The 16,761-nt window shown below is 39.5% G+C and carries 15 protein-coding genes; 11 read left to right on the forward strand and 4 right to left on the reverse strand.

The features are described from left to right. The first annotated feature begins 1 nt into the window (after position 1). The 3 genes from GQR47_RS14185 to GQR47_RS14195 are packed head-to-tail and all read left to right on the forward strand — an operon-like array spanning position 2 to position 3,253. Complete coding sequence (locus tag GQR47_RS14185; RefSeq protein WP_024597559.1) at positions 2 to 1,141, forward strand: peptidoglycan DD-metalloendopeptidase family protein; 1,140 nt, start codon at positions 2 to 4, stop codon at positions 1,139 to 1,141. Positions 1,142 to 1,175: 34 nt separating this feature from the next. Then, the gene (locus tag GQR47_RS14190) at positions 1,176 to 2,441 is read left to right on the forward strand and encodes a S41 family peptidase (protein WP_024597558.1); all 1,266 of its coding nucleotides are present in this window, start codon (positions 1,176 to 1,178) and stop codon (positions 2,439 to 2,441) included. 50 nt (positions 2,442 to 2,491) lie between these two features. Continuing rightward, positions 2,492 to 3,253 carry a divergent polysaccharide deacetylase family protein gene (locus GQR47_RS14195; RefSeq protein WP_024597557.1) on the forward strand — a complete coding sequence of 254 codons (762 nt, stop codon included), beginning with the start codon at positions 2,492 to 2,494 and terminating at the stop codon, positions 3,251 to 3,253. A gap of 344 nt (positions 3,254 to 3,597) precedes the next feature. Here GQR47_RS14195 and rpoH read toward each other — a convergent pair whose 3' ends face one another. The 4 genes from rpoH to ftsY all read right to left on the reverse strand — a co-directional run bounded on the left by rpoH (position 3,598) and on the right by ftsY (position 8,206). Beyond that, a complete protein-coding gene (gene rpoH, locus GQR47_RS14200; RefSeq protein WP_002957791.1) occupies positions 3,598 to 4,461 on the reverse strand; it encodes an RNA polymerase sigma factor RpoH in 864 nt (287 codons plus the stop codon). 314 nt (positions 4,462 to 4,775) lie between these two features. Next, positions 4,776 to 5,762 carry a permease-like cell division protein FtsX gene (gene ftsX, locus GQR47_RS14205; protein WP_002957792.1) on the reverse strand — a complete coding sequence of 329 codons (987 nt, stop codon included), beginning with the start codon at positions 5,760 to 5,762 and terminating at the stop codon, positions 4,776 to 4,778. Further along, entirely contained in the window at positions 5,759 to 6,436 is a 678-nt protein-coding gene (gene ftsE / locus GQR47_RS14210; protein WP_002957793.1) for a cell division ATP-binding protein FtsE, read from the reverse strand. Before ftsE ends, ftsX begins: the two co-directional genes overlap by 4 nt. A gap of 87 nt (positions 6,437 to 6,523) precedes the next feature. Next, on the reverse strand, positions 6,524 to 8,206 hold the full coding sequence (gene ftsY / locus GQR47_RS14215) for a signal recognition particle-docking protein FtsY (protein ID WP_165723909.1): 1,683 nt from the start codon (positions 8,204 to 8,206) through the stop codon (positions 6,524 to 6,526). Between the two features lie 207 nt (positions 8,207 to 8,413). Between ftsY and rsmD the strand changes: the two genes are divergently transcribed. The 8 genes from rsmD (at position 8,414) to fis (ending at position 16,597) form a co-directional block, all read left to right on the forward strand. Then, on the forward strand, positions 8,414 to 9,019 hold the full coding sequence (rsmD, locus tag GQR47_RS14220; protein WP_024597555.1) for a 16S rRNA (guanine(966)-N(2))-methyltransferase RsmD: 606 nt from the start codon (positions 8,414 to 8,416) through the stop codon (positions 9,017 to 9,019). A 145-nt stretch (positions 9,020 to 9,164) separates the two neighbouring features. Continuing rightward, entirely contained in the window at positions 9,165 to 9,380 is a 216-nt protein-coding gene (gene rpsU, locus GQR47_RS14225; protein ID WP_002957797.1) for a 30S ribosomal protein S21, read from the forward strand. A 19-nt stretch (positions 9,381 to 9,399) separates the two neighbouring features. Next, on the forward strand, positions 9,400 to 9,846 hold the full coding sequence (locus GQR47_RS14230) for a GatB/YqeY domain-containing protein (protein WP_007376027.1): 447 nt from the start codon (positions 9,400 to 9,402) through the stop codon (positions 9,844 to 9,846). Positions 9,847 to 10,090: 244 nt separating this feature from the next. Further along, entirely contained in the window at positions 10,091 to 11,842 is a 1,752-nt protein-coding gene (dnaG, locus tag GQR47_RS14235) for a DNA primase (protein ID WP_024597554.1), read from the forward strand. 390 nt (positions 11,843 to 12,232) lie between these two features. After that, complete coding sequence (gene rpoD / locus GQR47_RS14240) at positions 12,233 to 14,083, forward strand: RNA polymerase sigma factor RpoD (protein ID WP_154903596.1); 1,851 nt, start codon at positions 12,233 to 12,235, stop codon at positions 14,081 to 14,083. A gap of 68 nt (positions 14,084 to 14,151) precedes the next feature. Beyond that, on the forward strand, positions 14,152 to 15,033 hold the full coding sequence (gene prmA, locus GQR47_RS14245) for a 50S ribosomal protein L11 methyltransferase (protein WP_002957801.1): 882 nt from the start codon (positions 14,152 to 14,154) through the stop codon (positions 15,031 to 15,033). Between the two features lie 282 nt (positions 15,034 to 15,315). Further along, positions 15,316 to 16,287 (forward strand): tRNA dihydrouridine synthase DusB, encoded by a 972-nt coding sequence (gene dusB, locus GQR47_RS14250; protein ID WP_024597553.1) that lies wholly within the window; start codon positions 15,316 to 15,318, stop codon positions 16,285 to 16,287. A 19-nt stretch (positions 16,288 to 16,306) separates the two neighbouring features. After that, a complete protein-coding gene (gene fis, locus GQR47_RS14255; protein ID WP_002957804.1) occupies positions 16,307 to 16,597 on the forward strand; it encodes a DNA-binding transcriptional regulator Fis in 291 nt (96 codons plus the stop codon). Positions 16,598 to 16,761: the final 164 nt, after the last annotated feature.

Raw genomic sequence — 16,761 nt, forward strand, 5'->3', positions numbered from 1 at the left:
CATGAACAAACGTATTAACCGGTTAATTAAGTGCGGTTTGATACTAACTTCATTAGTGGCTGCATCTGCAGTTGCTAATGAAGATCGTACTAAAAAAGACTTATCAGAGGTTCAAAATGCACTTGAGCAAAGCCAAGCTGAATATAACGCCCAAAGAAAAAAAATAGCGTCGCTACAAAAAAATCTAAAAAGCCATGAACTCGATATAGCTAAAAATGCTAAAGCACTTAACATGGCAGAGCAATCCGTAAAAGAGACTAAAACACAGCAAAAAGAGTTACAAAGTAAAGCCGATGAGCTTGATAAAAAATACGCTCAGTTTCAGAAAATTTTAGCCGCGCAACTCAAAAGTGCCTATATGGCCGGTGGCGACGACTACTCTAAAATGCTGTTGAATCAAGAAGACACAGCCAAGTTTGAGCGCACACTTAGCTATTACAATTACTTAAATAAAGCCCGTATTGAACAAATCGAAGATCTAAAAGATCTTCAACAGCAAATAGTACAAAACCAAGAAGAGCTCGTTAAAACGCAAGAAAAACTAGAGCTTTTATTTGATGAACAAAAAAGGCGCCAAACTGCATTACTTAATGCACAAAGTGAGCGCCAAGCTAATCTTAAAAACTTACAAGCTCAGCTCAACAGCACTAAAAGCTCAATAAATTATTTAAAAGAAAACCAACAAACTTTAGTAACAACGATTAAAGAGCTCGAAAAAGAAAAAACACAAAAAATAGAATTACTTGGCCTAAATAAGAGCAAGGGCAAATTAGACTGGCCGAGCAAAGGTAAGTTAGAGCACACATTCGGCCAACGTAAACATGGTGGTATTGATTGGAAAGGCGTATTAATTGGTGCAAAAGAAGGCACTAATATTAATAGCGTGCACAACGGGCAAGTTGTATTTGCCGATTGGCTAAAAGGTTATGGATGGGTAATTGTTGTAGACCATGGTGAAGGTTTTATGAGCCTATATGGCCACGCTCAAACGCTACTAAGAGATGTAGGGGATATGGTACGTGAAGGCGAAACCCTCGCTTTAGTAGGCCAAAGCGGCGGACAGGCAAGTTCTGGTCTATACTTTGAAATACGCCACAAAGGACGCGCAGTAAATCCTGTAAAATGGTGCAAACGTATTTAATTAGATAAATCGCTGCACCGCCCTGGAGCAGCTGATGACAACTAAAAAACACACAATAAATACCGTTAATAAAAAAAGTGCAGACTTTTATATAAGTCTGTACTTGCTTGTATTACTAACCCTAATTACCTTTACTAGTAATGCACTAGCAAGCTCAATTAAAGATCTTAAAAGACAACAAATAGACGAAATACTCTTCAACATTCATACCTATTACGTTGAAGATCTCACCTTACAAAATAGCCACCATATTAAATATAACAACCAACAGTTTGAGCGTTTATATTCAAAACTCGACTCCTATTCTAAGTACTTAAATGAGTATGAATTAGCCTCATTATTTGATAACACAAATGGTCGTTACACAGGTATTGGTATAGAAGTTAAGAACATAGACGAGAATATGACTATTGTTAACGTGGTTAATAATTCGCCCGCAAAAGCGGCAGGTATTTTACCAGGCGATATTATTGTAAGTGTAAACAACAACGCAGCCCAAAACCGTACTATCGACGAAGTAGCAACACTAATAAGAGACAGTGAATTTTCGAATATAGATATAATTGTAAATCGCGATAACAATAAAAACCCACTCACTTTTCATGTCACACGTCGCCAAATAAACCTCGAAAGTGTAACAAGCGAACTTTTAGATTTTGGAACTGGTTACATAGCTATCAATAACTTCTCTAACCACACATTACATGAAGTTGCACTACAAGTTGCCGCCCTGCAAAGCCATTTTGGCTACCCACTTAAAGGCTTAGTAATTGATTTACGTGATAACCCAGGGGGGACATTACAAAGCGCAGTGGCTGTATCAGACCTATTTTTACAAAGTGGCACTATAGTGACGACTAAAGGACGTTTTTACGATGCTAACCAAGCATTTTATGCAAAGCGTGGAGACATTCTAAAAAATGCGCCCATAGTTGTGCTTATAAACGAAAATTCTGCCTCTGCAGCCGAAATACTTGCAGCAGCACTTAAAGATAATAACCGAGCAACCATTGTTGGCAGCCAATCTTTTGGGAAAGGCTCTGTACAATCACTCATTCCACTCGGTGATGGCAATACCGCATTAAAGCTCACCACAGCGAAATACTTCACACCGTTAGGTAAATCGATTGATGGAATAGGAATAACCCCAGATGTGGCGGTTAATCAAACAAACCTTTCACAAAGTAATAAAGCCGTTATAATAAAAAATGAACACACTAACAATAATGCGCAATTACTTACTGGTAATCTAACCGATTTACAGTTGGTTAAAGCCAAACAATTACTCAGCATGCAATAGCTTGTATAAGCTGTATAAATAAAGCTAAAAAGATAATAAAAACTATAAACGTGAAAATAATAAAATGGCTAACATTAGCTATTTGTTTTAGCTCTGCAACAATTAGCGCCAAGCAAATAGCAATAGTGATAGACGATATAGGCTATCATCAACGGGACTTAGAGTTCCTTTCCTTACCTGGGCAATTGTCGTATTCAATTTTGCCCCATACCCCTTATTCGCAAATTTTTGCAACACTTGCCAGTCAATCAAATAAAGAGTTATTGCTTCATGTACCTATGCAAGCACTTAACGGTAAAGAACTAGGGCCTGGTGCGCTTACTTTAAATATGAATAAAGAGCAGCTTCAGCAAACTCTTGGAACAGCTCTCGCTAGTTTACCGCAAGTTAAAGGCGTTAATAACCACATGGGCTCAGCGCTTACGCAAAAAAGCCAAGCTATGAAGTGGACAATGGAAGTACTTAAAAAGCGTCATTTATATTTTTTAGATAGTCGCACAACCGATTTGAGTCAGGCACAAAATGCCGCTAACTTTTTGGGTGTTGCTAATATTAGTCGCCAAGTGTTTTTAGACAACATAACTACACCAGAACAACTGCAGCTAAGGCTTGAAGAGTTAAAACAATTAGCCATTTCCCATAGCTTTGCCATTGCAATTGCTCATCCCTACCCTGAAACCATCGAATTTTTACGCCATGCCTTACCAGAGCTAACTAAGCAAGGTTTTGAACTCGTACCTGTTTCGCAATTAGTTGAACGTAAGTACATTCAGTTAGCGCATGCTGAGGGAAAGGGAGTGAGTGCTAGGTAATATAAGCTTTAAATAATGCTATATCCGAATAATAAACTAATACCAATTCGCTTAATTAAGTGGTCTATTTTGAGGGCGGAAAAACGTGTTGATAGCTAGGCAAAAAATTCACTATTCGGTTGTTCTAAATGAGACTTTTTTAACGCAGGTAGCGACACGTTTAGCCTCGCAAAATGATTAAGTATTATTGCGGATTGGTATAACCATTCGATAATGCAGAGTATCGGTATTACTTGATTAGATATTTTATCGTTGGGTTTCGCTTCGCTCAAACCAACCTACTCAAAAGCAAAAAGCCCCGCATTTTCATGCAGGGCTTTTTAAATTTTGCTGCTTGAGCAATATTAGCTCATAGCGCTTTGTAACTTTTTCATCGCTGTTTTTTCAAGCTGACGAACACGCTCAGCAGATACACTGTACTTTTGTGCAAGCTCCTGAAGCGTCGCTTTATCATCAGACAACCAACGTGCGCTAACAATATCTTGTGAACGTTCATCTAGTGTTTTAAGTGCGCTAAATAAACGGGTATGCGCTTGCTCTTTCCACTGCTCTTGTTCAACGTCGTCAGCTAAGTCAGCTGCGCCATCTGTTAAATACTGTACTGGAGAGTATGTACTTGTTGGTGCATCGTCGTTATCGTCACCAGTTAGGTCAAAGCCCATGTCTTGGCCGCTCATGCGCGATTCCATTTCACGTACTTCTTTTTCACTCACACCTAGCTCGCTAGCAACAGTGCTAACCTCAGCTTGGTTGAACCAACCTAAACGCTTTTTGTTTTTACGAAGATTAAAAAACAATTTACGTTGCGCTTTAGTGGTTGCAACTTTAACTATGCGCCAATTTTTAAGAACAAACTCGTGAATTTCGGCTTTAATCCAATGCACTGCAAACGACACTAAACGTACACCCACTGTAGGGTCAAAACGTTTAACCGCTTTCATCAGGCCTATATTACCTTCTTGAATAAGGTCAGCTTGTGGTAAGCCGTATCCCGAGTAGCTTTTAGCAATATGTGCTACAAAGCGTAAATGCGACATAATGAGTTGCTTGGCAGCACTAAGATCGCCTTCTTCCTGAAGTCTTTTAGCAAGTTCTTGCTCTTGTTCAACTTTAAGCATAGGAATAGTGCTTACCGCTTGAAGGTAACCGTCCATGCTTGCGCTTTGTTGTCCGACTGTAAGTGCCATTGCGTATAAATCTTTACTCATTTTTCACCTCGGTGATAAACATTTGAAACTATCTTAGCACTCTTTCTCTAAGAGTGCTAACCCCAATTTAAAACTTTTTAAAAGTATAAATCAAGCAGTTTTTAGTATGTGTTTAGTCTACTACAAGCGACTGAATAAGTGATGAATTGAGGGATTGCAGCCAATTAACCTAACCGCATCACCTTATTTACAACTCATTACTTTATGGGAGGATAGTACACAAATATGACAGTTTTAGTAACGGGAGGTACAACCCAGTCCGATACGTTACGCATATCAAGCTGGGTTGGTTCACTTATAGTTTGCAGGGTTTTTTATACTTTATCGGGTTCTATTTCTTTAATATATCGATTTACAGAAAGGTACGAGCCTACAAATCCTAAGCTTGTTGCAAGTAACACTAAAAAGCCGAGTTCATTAAGCGATAATCCTATTAACGAAAAACTTGTTTGATACACCCCCGCTACACTGCTCACAGCGCTTGAAAGCCACCACATCATCAGACCTACGCATATAAAGGCAAACAAACCACCTATTACACCATACCAAATACCGGTCCACAAAAATGGGGCATGTATAAAGGTGTTCGTTGCGCCTACTAGCTTCATTACTTGTATTTCTTCTTTTTTATCCATGATCGACAAACGAATGGTGTTACCAATAATAAGTGTCACTGAGGTAAGTAGTAATAATGCGATAGTTATTACACTTTCTTTGAGTAAATCTAGTAATGCATTTAAACGCTCTAACCACGCTATATCGAGCTTACCAAAATCAACTTCACGTTCACTTTCTAATTTAGTTAGCAGTACTTTAGCGGCATTTGGGTGTCTGTGACGTTTTGTTGGAGTAACGAGTACCACATCCGGTAATGGATTTTTATCTAAATACTCCAAAGCTTGCCCAAAGCCAGATACGTCTTTAAATTCTGTTAATGCCTGTTGTTTTGAAATAAACTCAACACTTTCCACTTCTGGGTAAAGTGCTAAACGCTTTACTAATGTTTGCGTTTCTTGCTCGTTCATACTTTCTTTTACAAACAACGATATTTCACTCGCCTCTTCAAAGCCACTACTCACTTGCTGTACGTTTTTAACGACTAAGTAAAGTGTTGCAGGTAACGTTAGGCTCAAACCAAGTACAGCGATAGTCATCATAGACGCAAGCGGCGTGCGCCACATTTCACCTAAGCTATGCACACCTTGGCGAAAAATATTAATAATAAAAAAATAACCGCCAGCTAATACTGATTTTTTTTGCTTGTCGTTACTATTTTGGCGACCTTTAAAAAGTAAACTCATAGTGCCCCCTCAGCAAGCGGGTCTTGAAGCATACGGCCATCTTTTAAGGTTAAGCTACGATACTTCATACGTGCAACCAAACCCAAATCATGCGTTGCGATAAGAACAGTGGTACCGTGTTTATTAAAGTCTTCAAACAACTTGAGTATTTCCATTGAAAGCTCTGGGTCAAGATTACCTGTTGGTTCATCAGCTAGTAAAATTGGTGGGGAGTTTACAATAGCTCTGGCAATACCAACTCGTTGCTGTTCGCCTCCAGAGAGCATAGAAGGATGACATTTAACTTTGTCAATTAGGCCTACCTTGTCAAGCGCGCCATGGACCCGTTTAGCTATTTGCTTATGGTGAGTCCCCTCAATAATGAGAGGTAATGCCACGTTATCAAAAATAGTGTAGCGCTCTAATAACCTATGGTTTTGAAAAATAATACCTATATCACGACGAGCATAAGGAATTTGACGCGAGTTTACTTTGTTTAAATCAACACCGTTGATAAATACACTACCTGCTGAAGGACGTTCCATTAAGCTAATTAACTTAAGCAACGTACTTTTACCCGCACCACTGTGGCCAGTTAAAAAGGCAAGTTCACCCGGTTTAATATGAAAATTAACTTTTTCGAGGGCGCGGTGCCCTCCAGGATAGGTCTTACTTACTTGCTGAAAATTTATCATCTTTTTATTATGCCAACTCCATTAACACATTAATGAAATTAGTATTCCTCGCAATTAAAAAGGGAGCTAGCTCCCTTTTTTGGTAAATTAAACGTCGTCCTCATCTTGGCTAAATAACGCATCAATAAAATCATCGCTTTTAAAAGCGCGTAAATCATCAATACCTTCACCAACACCAATGTAACGAATTGGAATATTAAACTTATCTGCAACCGCAAAAATAACACCACCCTTTGCAGTTCCATCAAGTTTTGAAAGCGTAATACCAGTTAAACCAACACATTGATTAAACAGGTTTACTTGGCTAATTGCATTTTGCCCTGTGCCTGCATCGATAGTTAACATCACTTCGTGCGGCGCATCAGGATCAATCTTTTTCATTACACGAGCTATTTTTTCAAGCTCTTGCATTAAATTATCTTTATTTTGCAAGCGCCCAGCTGTATCAGCAATTAACACATCTATATTACGTGCTTTAGCCGCTTGGAATGCATCAAACACAACTGATGCACTATCTGCACCTGTATGCTGTGCAATAACGGGAATGCTGTTACGTTCACCCCAAACCTGAAGCTGCTCAACAGCTGCCGCTCTAAACGTATCACCAGCAGCCAGCATAACCGACTTACCTTCGTTTTGAAATTGCTTAGCCATTTTACCAATAGTCGTTGTTTTACCAACACCATTTACACCTACCATTAAAATAACAAACGGCTTTTTATCTTCGCTTATGACTAAAGGCTGTTCTGCCGTTTTAAGCATCGCAGCCATTTCTTGTTTCATTAACTCATAAAGCGCATCACCATCTTTTAACTGTTTACGGTTCGCTGCATCAGTTAAACGATCAATCAACTTCATGGTAGTATCAACGCCTAAATCGGCGGTGAGTAATTGAGTTTCAAGATCTTCAAATAATTCGTCGTCTATTTTTTTTCCACTAAAAATAGACGCAAAACCAGAACCTATATTAACGCGAGTCTTTAACAAGCCTTTTTTAAGACGAGAGAAAAACCCTTCTTTTTTTGGCTTTTCGGCTTTTTTAGCTTCTTCAATTGCAAGTTCTGCTGTGATACGTTCTTGTTCTAAACGCTCATTTTCTGCTTTTTCAGCTACAATACGTTCTTGCTCTAAACGCTCATTTTCTGCTTTTTCAGCCGCAAGGCGTTCTTGCTCTAAGCGCTCATTTTCTGCTTTTTCAGCCGCAATGCGTTCTTGCTCTAAAAGCATCTGCGCTTCTTGTTCTGCTAAGCGCTTCGCTTGCTCTTGCCTTTGAGCTTCAGCATCCGCTTGTTCTTTTGCTAATAACTCAGCATTCGCTTGCTCTATTGCAAGCTTTTCGGCTTTGATCGCCTCATCTTGTTTTTCAAGGCGTATTTGCTCTAGTCGCTCAGCCTCTACTTTTTCTGCCGCTAATCGTTCTTGCTCTAAGCGCATCTCTTTTTCTTGATCGGCTAAACGTTGCGCATGTTCTTGTCTTTGCGCCTCGGCATCTGCTTGCTGTTTTGCAAGTAATTCAGCATTGGCCTGCTCAATGGCAATCTTTTCCGCGTTTTCAGCACGCTGGCGTTCTTGTTCTAAACGCTCTGTTTCAGCCTCTGCTTTTAACCGTTCAGCTTCAGCTTGCTCTTGCGCTAGTTTTTCTTGCTCTAGCTTCTGGGCCTCTTCTTGCGCTAATACTTGTTGTTTATCAGCTGCTGCTTTTTGCTCTGCTTCTTTTTTATCTGACTTGCCAAAACCGAGCCACGACATGAATTTACTTTTTTTTGTCATACTTGCTAATAACCACTTATAAAAATCTGATAAACTAAAATTTGAAATAGCTTGGCAATGCCCAGCAATAGTTGCTAATAAATACAACCATTCAAAACGTAAGTGTTTAATAGTAACACTTTTAATGCGGTTGAAAAATGAAGCTACACGTAATCGCCCATAATATTATCTGAGCTAGATACCATATACCATTTTTTAGTGAGCTAAATGAGAAAAAAAACAACGCAAAATAAAGCTGCTAACAAGCCCAGTGATGGCTTTATTAGAGTGATTAGTGGTCAATTTCGAGGCCGTAAACTCCCGGTTAAAAACGTAGAAGGCTTGAGACCTACTACCGATCGAATTAAAGAAACTGTATTTAATTGGCTAATGCAAGATACGCGTGACGCAAATGTACTTGATTGTTTTGCCGGTTCTGGTGGATTGGGATTTGAAGCGCTATCACGATATGCTAAAAGCGCTACATTTATCGAGCTCGACTCATTAGCTGCTAAGCAATTAGAACAAAATATTAGCACTTTAAAGCTCGACAACGCATACGTTAAACATACTAATTCGCTCTCCTTTTTAGAGCAAAAAAACACAAACGAAGCTTTTAATCTTGTATTTGTTGACCCACCATTTCGTAAAGATTTAGCGCAAACAACCTGCGATTTATTAGAAAAAAACCAATGGTTAAGCAACGACGCATTAATTTATGTTGAAGTAGAGGCAGAGCTAGCCGCCTTAGAAACACCAACCAACTGGTTGTTAATTAAAGAAAAAAAGGCAGGACAAGTACTTTGCCAACTGTACCAGCGCCAAGCAAATTAATACTGTTTAACGTAATGCGTTTCTGTTAATATTGTCCTTTACATGTGGTGTTGCTTCGGATTACAATACCGCACCATTTTTGAACCACTTGATCAATGTTTGATCAACTTGAGCAACGCTCATAATTTAGGTAGGTGAATTTTTAATGCCAGTAATTAAAGTAAGAGAGAACGAACCGTTTGACGTAGCACTTCGTCGCTTCAAGCGTTCATGTGAAAAAGCAGGAATCCTTTCAGAAGTTCGTCGTCGCGAGCACTATGAAAAACCAACAGCTGAGCGTAAGCGTAAAAAAGCTGCTGCAGTTAAACGTCACATGAAAAAACTTTCTCGTGATAACGCTCGTCGCGTTAAATTATACTAATATATTAGGTCTTGTATAAATGAGCCTTTTAATAACGCTAAAAGATGCGCAAAAAGATGCGATGAGAGCTAAAGACAAGCAACGTCTTAACCCTATTCGTATGGTACTTGCTGCAATCAAGCAACGTGAAATTGACGAGCAAATAACGCTAGACGACGCAGGTATTACCTCCGTTATAGTGAAGCTTGTTAAACAACGTCGTGACTCTTACACTCAGTACAAAGATGCTGGGCGTGATGATTTAGCTGATATTGAAGCCAATGAAATAGTAGCGCTTGAAACTTTTTTACCTCAACAATTGAGTGAAGAAGAAATAATTGCTCTCATTGACGCGGCTATTGCTGATACTAATGCAGCAGGTATGCAAGACATGGGTAAAGTAATGGGTATAATCAAAAGCAAAGCTGAAGGTCGAGCCGATATGGGTAAGATTTCTGGTTTAATTAAGCAACGATTAACTGCCTAATACTCCCACATACATTAAAGTATGATTGAAGTAAACCGAGCCTAGCGCTCGGTTTCTTTGTTTTTAACTTTAATAAAAAGTACACCGATTAGGTTACTTTAAAATGAAATTTTTTATAGCTTCCCTATTTATTTCGCTGTCATTTTGGTAAGTTAAAGCACACTATATTTTGCATCAAGCAAGTATAAAAAAGTAAATTTCATATTCGTTCTTCTTCTTATTATTTCAGGACTGTATTTTACTAATGGCCGGAAAGATCCCACGTAACTTTATAGACGATTTACTTGCCAGAACCGATATTGTCGACCTGATAGACTCAAAAGTAGGTCTAAAAAAAGCAGGTAAGGATTATCAAGCTTGCTGCCCATTTCATAACGAAAAATCTCCCTCATTTACTGTATCGCAAGACAAACAGTTTTATCACTGCTTTGGGTGTGGCGCTAATGGTAATGCAATTTCGTTTGTAATGGAGTACGAAAAGCTAGAGTTTGTAGATGCTATTGAAGAAATAGCTAGCATGCTTAACTTAGAAGTACCTCGAGAACAAGGCGCAAATTCAGCACCAGAGCGTACGGCTGCGCAAAAGCGCTCCGATTACGACTTAATGCTTCATACTGCTCGCTTTTATCAGCACCAATTAAAACACCATAGTAATTCTGCTGCTGTTATTGAGTATGTTAAAGGCCGTGGTTTAAGCGGTGAAACTGTTAAAAAATTTATGATTGGCTACGCTCCCAGTGAATGGGATGGGCTATGCCTACAGCTTGGTCGTAATAAAGAACAAAAAGAGCAATTGGTTGAGCTAAAGCTAGCTTCAGAAAAAACACCAGGCAGACAATTTGATTTTTTTCGCGATCGCCTAATGTTCCCTATTCGCGATAAACGCGGACGCGTTATTGCATTTGGTGGGCGTGTAATGCAAGCCGACCAAGGGCCAAAATATCTAAACTCGCCAGAAACCCGAATTTTCCATAAAGGCTTTGAGCTTTATGGGCTTTACGAAGCAAAGCAAGCCCATAAAAAACTTGATCATGTAATGATTGTTGAAGGTTATATGGATGTTGTTGCCTTAGCTGAAGAAGGGATTGAATATGCAGTTGCATCACTGGGGACAGCAACAACAAGCGAGCACATGCACACTTTATTTAGAACTACTGATAAAGTAATCTGTTGTTACGATGGCGACAGGGCTGGCCGTGACGCTGCTTGGCGGGCACTTGAAAATGCACTCCCTTATTTAAACGATGGTAAAGCACTACAATTTGCATTTTTACCAGATGGCGAAGACCCTGACTCGCTTGTACAAAAAGAAGGTAAGGAGCAATTCGAATTGCGCCTAAGCCAAGCAGATGACTTTACCAAAGTATTGTTTAATAAATTAAGCCAAGAGGTTGATTTAACACTCGATTCAGGAAAAGCTAAACTTCTTAGTGCAGCACTTCCACTAATTGAAAAAATTCCAAGTGAGTTTTATCAAGAAAACATTCTTGAACAATTAGGACGCTTAATTGGCAGAACGCGTGAGCAGTTGAATAGCCGTTTAAAAACGCCTAAACAGCAACACTCTATTGAACGTAAATTTAAAATAACACCTATGCGCCAAGCTATCGGTATATTGATCCAGCACCCTAATTTAGCTAAAAGTGTGCCGTATTTACCTGAGCTTGCACAAATGAACATTGCTGGCATAGGGCTGTTATTACGATTACAAGAACAAGCTTTAGAAAAAGAAAATGTGACCACAGCGCAACTGCTCGAGTTTTTTCGAGGAACTGAAGATTACGAGCCATTAATCAAGCTTGCAACGTGGCAACATGAGATAAATGAAGAACGTTTAGAGACGGTTTTTAAAAATACTTTCAAGTTTATTGAAGATCAGTGTTTAAATTATCGACTCGAGACCCTATTAATAAAGGACAAGACACAAGGCCTTAGTAGCGATGAAAGGCTTGAGTGTCATTTGTTAATGACAGCGTTAAAAGCGACTAACAGTTAGGGTCTGTTTATCTTTCGAGGTTAAGTTTACAGCAGTGTGTTTGGTATTTAGACAAGACAGAGCTTATGTAGTGTGGTTATTCCACATAAATAGGCGATAACGCAGCATAAATACCAAACACGCGCTGCCCTTTGGGTTCGACCCAAGGGAGGTTTACTCTTTGTTGCTCGGTTTTTACTTAGCCCACTAGGTTACAAACCTCGCGCCGCGATTAAAACCCCCTTGGATAGAACAAACTTTAATCCTGAAAGACCAACAGACCCTAGTCAAAATTGATTTAAACTGTTATACTGTGCTATTCACTGCGTCACATTATTCTAGTTAGCTTTAATGCAAACTACATGATGGCGCCTGTTGTATCAACTTATCAGAGTGGAAGAAACAATCTCTATGGATCCAACTCCTCAGTCACAATTAAAACTTCTGATTCAGAAAGGTAAAGAGCAAGGCTACTTAACTTTTGCAGAAGTAAATGATCACCTTCCACAAGACATTATAGACTCAGATCAAGTAGAAGATATCATAAGCATGATTAATGACATGGGTATCAAGGTTAGCGAAAACGCGCCTGATGCTGATGAATTAATGATGCAAGAAACAACGACAGACGAAGACGCAGCTGAAGCTGCCGCTGCAGCCCTTGCGACTGTAGAAAAAGAAATCGGCCGTACAACGGATCCAGTTCGCATGTACATGCGCGAAATGGGTACTGTTGAACTTCTTACACGTGAAGGCGAAATTGTAATCGCTAAACGTATTGAAGAAGGCATTAATCAAGTACAGATTTCTGTTGCAGAGTACCCTGAAGCAATCACTTACCTACTAGAGCAGTGGGATAAGTTTGAAGCTGAAGAAATGCGTTTAAGCGATATTATCGCTGGCTTTATCGATCCTAATGAAGATACAGCGCCAATTTCAGCAACTAACATCGGTTCAGAATTAAGTGCTAAGCAACTTGAGGACGACGATAAAGATGACAAAGATGATGCTGATAGCGATGATGAAGATGAAGAAGAGATAGACACAGGGCCAGATCCTGAAGAAGCTCGTATTCATTTTGAAAATTTACGTGATTTATATAATAAAGCACGTGATACGTTTGAAGCTAAAGGTCGTTCGCATCCTGAATCACAAGCAGCCATTTTTGAAATTGGTGAGCTTTTCAGAACATTTAAATTAATACCTAAACAGTTTGACCGCATGGTAAATAACATGCGTGAAATGATGGATCGTGTTCGTGTTCAAGAACGCCTAATCATGAAGCAAGCTGTTCAAATTGCTAAATTACCAAAGAAAACATTCGTTAAGCATTTTGCTAATAACGAAACTGACGCTTCTTGGGTTGATTTAGAAATTTCAGGTAACGAAAAGTATTCAGCTAAACTTGAAGAAGTTAAGCCAGAAATCATTCGTAGCATTAATAAATTATCTGTTATTGAACAAACAACAGGTTTAAGCATTGAGCGTATTAAAGACATCAACCGTCGAATGAGCATAGGTGAAGCGAAAGCACGCCGTGCGAAAAAAGAAATGGTTGAAGCTAACTTACGTCTTGTAATCTCAATTGCTAAAAAATACACAAACCGTGGCTTACAATTCTTAGATTTAATCCAAGAAGGTAACATTGGTCTGATGAAAGCGGTTGATAAGTTTGAATATCGCCGTGGTTATAAGTTCTCTACTTATGCTACGTGGTGGATACGTCAAGCAATCACACGCTCTATTGCTGACCAAGCAAGAACAATCCGTATCCCTGTGCATATGATTGAAACGATTAATAAACTTAACCGTATCTCTCGTCAAATGTTACAAGAAATGGGTCGTGAGCCAAATCCAGAAGAATTAGCAGAACGCATGATGATGCCTGAGGATAAAATCCGTAAGGTACTTAAGATTGCTAAAGAGCCAATTTCAATGGAAACACCAATCGGTGATGATGAAGATTCTCACTTAGGTGACTTTATCGAAGATACAACTATTGATTCGCCAATCGATTCGGCAACAATGGAATCTCTTCGTGGCGCAACTAACGATGTACTTGCAGGCTTAACAGCTCGTGAAGCTAAAGTACTACGTATGCGTTTTGGTATTGATATGAATACCGACCACACCTTAGAAGAAGTAGGTAAACAGTTTGACGTAACACGTGAGCGTATTCGTCAAATAGAAGCGAAAGCGCTGCGTAAATTACGCCACCCTTCTCGCTCAGATTTACTGAAAAGCTTTTTAGACGCTAAATAATTTTAGCGCTACTATATAAACTAAAAAGGCCGCTATAGCGGCCTTTTTTCTATTTGAAGGAAATAACCATGGCTTGGATCCAAATTCGTATTAATGCCAATGCTGCAACAGCTGATGCCGTAAGCGATCTATTAATGGAAGCGGGTAGCGCTTCAGTAACCTTTATTGACGCAAAAGACACCCCTATCTACGAGCCTAAAATTGGCACCGTTGTGTTCTGGGCTGATACCACAGTTATTGGCCTGTTCGAAGCTAATCATGATATGAACGCAGTCGTTGCGTTATTGAAGCGCCATGATGAGCTAAAAGACAATTTAGTATACAAAATCGAGCAACTTGAAGATAAAGACTGGGAACGTGAATGGATGGATAACTTCCACCCTATTCAATTTGGCGAAAAACTATGGATTTGCCCAAGCTGGCGCGACATTCCTGACCCTGATGCTGTAAATGTATTGCTAGACCCTGGCCTTGCTTTTGGCACGGGTACGCATGCAACAACGGCCTTGTGCCTTAAATGGTTAGAAAGCCAAGATCTGACGGGTAAAACGGTTGTTGATTTTGGTTGTGGCTCAGGCATTTTAGGTATTGCAGCTATAAAACTAGGTGCAGAGCGTATGATTGGGATAGATATTGACCCTCAAGCGCTTGAAGCTAGCCTTGATAACGCGAACCGAAATGGTGTTGCAGACAAACTCGAAGTATACCTTCCAGAAAACCAACCTGAGTTTAGTGCAGATATAGTAGTGGCCAATATTTTAGCCCAGCCACTTCGCGAATTACATAGTGTGATTTTAGGGTTATTAAAGCCAGGTGGTAAAATTGCCATGTCAGGTATTTTAGAAGAACAAGCACAATCGGTTGCTGACATTTATGCACCGTTTATTGAACTAGATGACATTGCCGTTGAAGGTGATTGGACTCGAGTAAGTGGCACTAAAAAAGCGTAATAAATCGAACAATCAAATCTAGAGCATTAACTCAAAACATGCATGTAAAGCCTGTATTTAACAGGCTTTACTATTTTTTTACATATCAAAAAATTTTCTAGTTATCTTGTAAAAAATAAAATCTGTATGAATTTCAAACAAATCAACCTACTTGTCATGTGGTTATCAAATGTCAATACGAAAAGGGCAAAAAAAAGTTACTTTTGTTCAATTTATAGCCTTTGATTTTTGTGAAAAAAACCGTAAACTTAGCGCCCCTTGAAAAGAGGCCTATTGAATATAGTGCGTATCGGTAAATACCAACTTGAGAATAATGTAATTGTCGCGCCAATGGCAGGCATTACAGACAGACCATTCAGACAACTTTGTCGACGCTTAGGTGCGGGCTTAGCTGTGTCTGAAATGCTATCGTCAAATCCTAAGGTTTGGAAAACAGAAAAGTCGATGAACCGTATGGATCACAGCGGTGAGTCGGGTATACGCGCGGTGCAAATTGCAGGAGCAGATCCTGAGCTTATGGCGCAGGCCGCACAATTCAATGTTGCTAATGGTGCACAGATCATAGATATCAATATGGGGTGCCCAGCAAAAAAAGTGAACAAGAAACTCGCAGGCTCTGCCTTATTACAGTTTCCTGAACTTGTGGAAGAGATTATTGATGCAGTTGTTAATGCTGTTGATATACCTGTGACACTTAAAATCCGTACAGGATGGGATCCGGATAACCGTAATGGTGTAGAGATTGCGAGAATAGCTGAACGTTATGGCATTGCATCACTTGCTGTACATGGGCGTACGCGCGCATGTATGTACAAAGGTGAGGCTGAGTACGCCACGATTAGGGATATAAAACGTTCAGTGTCGATTCCTGTAGTTGCCAATGGTGATATTACATCACCAGAAAAAGCAAAACAGGTTTTAGACTATACGGGTGCAGATGCCATTATGATTGGCCGAGCCGCCCAAGGTCGCCCTTGGATATTTAGGGAGATAGACCACTATTTGCGAACTGGGGAACATTTACAGCCACCTGCTATTGCAGAGGTGCGCAGTATATTAATGGAGCATTTAACAAACCTCCATATGTTTTACGGTGAGCCAATGGGAGCGCGAATTGCTCGCAAACATGTATCTTGGTATTTGCAAACCCATGACAGTGATGGTCAGTTTAGGCGAGTATTTAATGCGCTCGACAACCCACAGGCACAGGTCGTCGCATTAGAGCAATACTTTAAAACACTAGCAGCTAACTAAGAAAGAAAGAGACTTAATAATGTTCGAACAAAACGTGACTTCTCCATTTATCACTAACCCTCATGTTCAGTCACACGAGAAACCGCAGCCATTGCGTGATGCAGTAAAAAAAGCTGTTCACCACTATTTAAAGCAGCTTAACGGTCAAGATGTGCAAGACGTTTACGACCTTGTTCTTTCAGAGCTAGAAGCGCCATTACTTGAAGAAGTAATGACATATACACGTGGTAACCAAACTCGTGCAGCAATTTTACTAGGTATCAACCGTGGTACTTTACGTAAAAAGCTTAAAAAATACGGCATGAACTAATACCAATTATATTGAAAGCGTAAGTATTCTAACGAGCTAAACAAGCCCATAACGTCGTTAAAAGTTTTTTATGTAGAATAACTACACTGCAAAATTTTTGCCTTGTTATAGACTTGTTTTTCTATCGTTATTACTACTTACTAATCCAATACAACTGGTATTTT

The organism is Pseudoalteromonas sp. Z1A2, from assembly GCF_011378755.1.
Taxonomy (GTDB): domain Bacteria; phylum Pseudomonadota; class Gammaproteobacteria; order Enterobacterales; family Alteromonadaceae; genus Pseudoalteromonas; species Pseudoalteromonas distincta.